The sequence below is a fragment of the Bacteroidota bacterium genome (assembly GCA_018816945.1).
Taxonomy (GTDB): domain Bacteria; phylum Bacteroidota; class Bacteroidia; order Bacteroidales.
Genome location: JAHIVC010000036.1, coordinates 1 through 2126, shown reverse-complemented (window position 1 = coordinate 2126; position 2126 = coordinate 1). Strand labels below are relative to the sequence as shown.

At 36.1% G+C, this 2126-nt stretch carries 2 protein-coding genes; one reads left to right on the top strand and one right to left on the bottom strand.

From position 1 onward, the window contains the following. Positions 1–325 (bottom strand): ORF6N domain-containing protein (locus KKG99_06425; GenBank protein MBU1012621.1); only part of this gene is annotated, 325 nt, incomplete at its 3' end. A 262-nt stretch (positions 326–587) separates the two neighbouring features. On the opposite strand from KKG99_06425, the gene KKG99_06420 reads away from it, so the two are divergent. Beyond that, a complete protein-coding gene (locus KKG99_06420) occupies positions 588–1742 on the top strand; it encodes an integrase (GenBank protein MBU1012620.1) in 1155 nt (384 codons plus the stop codon). Positions 1743–2126: the final 384 nt, after the last annotated feature.

Here is a 2126-nt window from a genome sequence, read left to right as displayed (position 1 = left end):
TAGCGATGTTCACCTGAATTGCTCTTTTACTGTTAAGGACACTGGAAAGCATAGCAACACCCTGCTCGGTAAATACGTAAGGCAGATATCTAATACCGCCCCATCTTGAGGTTTCAAATTGAAACCTCAAGTCAGCAAATTCTTCTTTTGATAATTGAAACATAAAATCCTGTGGGAATCTATCTATATTCCTTTTTACCGCAAGATTTAGTGATTTTGTTTTTACGTCGTAAAGTTCAGCAAGGTCTTTATCTAATATTACATTCATGCCTCTGATCAATAGTATTTTTTTCTCAACAATATCCTGCTTAACAATAACTGACATATTTACCTTTCATCCAAAACTATTTATCAAGGTTAAAATTTATCCGCTTATTCGCATAACACCAGTGTTTTTCATCAAATTTTAAAAACACAGCCATACTAATATTTTAGTCGTATGATTTTATCATATGTTATTGGCAAAAAATACCAGAAAATTCAGATGCGCATTGACTCATATTAAATGTTACCGAAAATAAATCTTGAAGATATCGTTGACTCATAAATGATGTTACCGAAAAAACCTTCGAAAGGAAGGGTAATTTATGAGTCCAAAATCCAAAAAAGAATATCTTGAAACAATATTTTCAAGGTATAAAAATGCCTCAAAAAAAGAAAAAACTTTTATTTTAGATGAATTCTGTGCTAATTGTGAACATCACAGAAAACATGCTATAAGGCTTTTAAAAACGTTTAAAAGGTTCACCAAACCGAAACCTAAAAAAAGAGGCAAACCGCCTGTCTATGATCATCCTCTAATTCTCAAAGTGTTAAATAAAATCTGGCTTACAGCTAATCTGCCCTGTTCCAAACGATTAAAAGCAATCCTGCCGGTCTGGATGCCATTTTACATACAAGAATTTGGGCCGCTTCCGATTAAAATCATTAAGCTACTGCTAAAAATATCTCCGGCAACTATTGACAGACTGCTTGAACCTACTCGTGTAAAATACAAAGGCCGTGGCCGTTCTACCACTAAACCCGGTACACTCATAAGAAAACAAATCCCCATAAAAACAAATCAATGGGATGAATCTCGCCCCGGTTTTCTTGAAGCCGATACAGTTGCCCACTGTGGCGGATCCTTACGGGGAATATTTGCCTTTACCATCGACTTTGTAGACATTGCCACCGGATGGACTGAACAAAGAGCCGTCTGGGGTAAAGGTGAAACCGATGTTTTAACGCAAATCAAAGATGTTGAATATTCTCTTCCATTTCGTATCCTTGGTTTTGATTCAGATAACGGAGGAGAATTCCTCAATTATCATTTACTAAAGTATTTCACCCACAGAAAAAACCCTGTTCAATTCACTAGGAGCAGGCCATATCATAAAGATGATAATGCTCATATCGAACAGAAAAATTGGACTCACGTTAGACAATGGTTCGGCTATCACAGGCTCGATGATCCAGCTGTCATTCCTCTAATGAATGACTTGTTCACCAAGGAATGGCGCTTATTTCTAAATTATTTCTGTCCTTCTGTCAAATTGCTCGAGAAAAAATTGGTTAATGGAAAACATTTTAAAAAATACGATACCCCCAAAACTCCTTTGCAAAGGGTTCTTGAATCGCCTAATATTTCCGCCTGCATCAAACAAAGTTTCAATGAACTGTTTAAAACTCTTAATCCTTTCAGGTTGAGAAAAACTATCGAAACCAAACTTAATAAAATCTTTGCCGTCTGTTATAAATAATTTTTTCTTCCAATTTCCTATTTTAATATTATAATTGTGGATACTGGTGGATAACTACTTCGTAGTTATCCACAGTCTCCACAATTACTATTATGAGCCTTCAATATCTTCTTCTATTTCGGTAACATTTATTTATGAGGCATCAGGGATGGTTCAGTAAAAAAAGCCCCAGCCCCATTCAATTAAATGGAATTTTCCCGTAGGGGCATGGCTTAAACCAGATGATGCCTGCTATGTATCGAACGGTACATGGCCCTCTTAAGATTTTTTATTTGGCAATTTAAATGATGGGCGGGATGGAATAATTAATTACACATTCAGATAATGAGATTTTTCTTGTAGGGGCAGCCCTATGTGGCCGCCCTCCTGATCTGGTTATTATTA

Excerpts from the sequence above, each read along its gene's own strand:
- KKG99_06420 (MBU1012620.1), top strand. The coding sequence starts at position 588 with ATGAGTCCAAAATCCAAAAAAGAATATCTTGAAACAATATTTTCAAGG.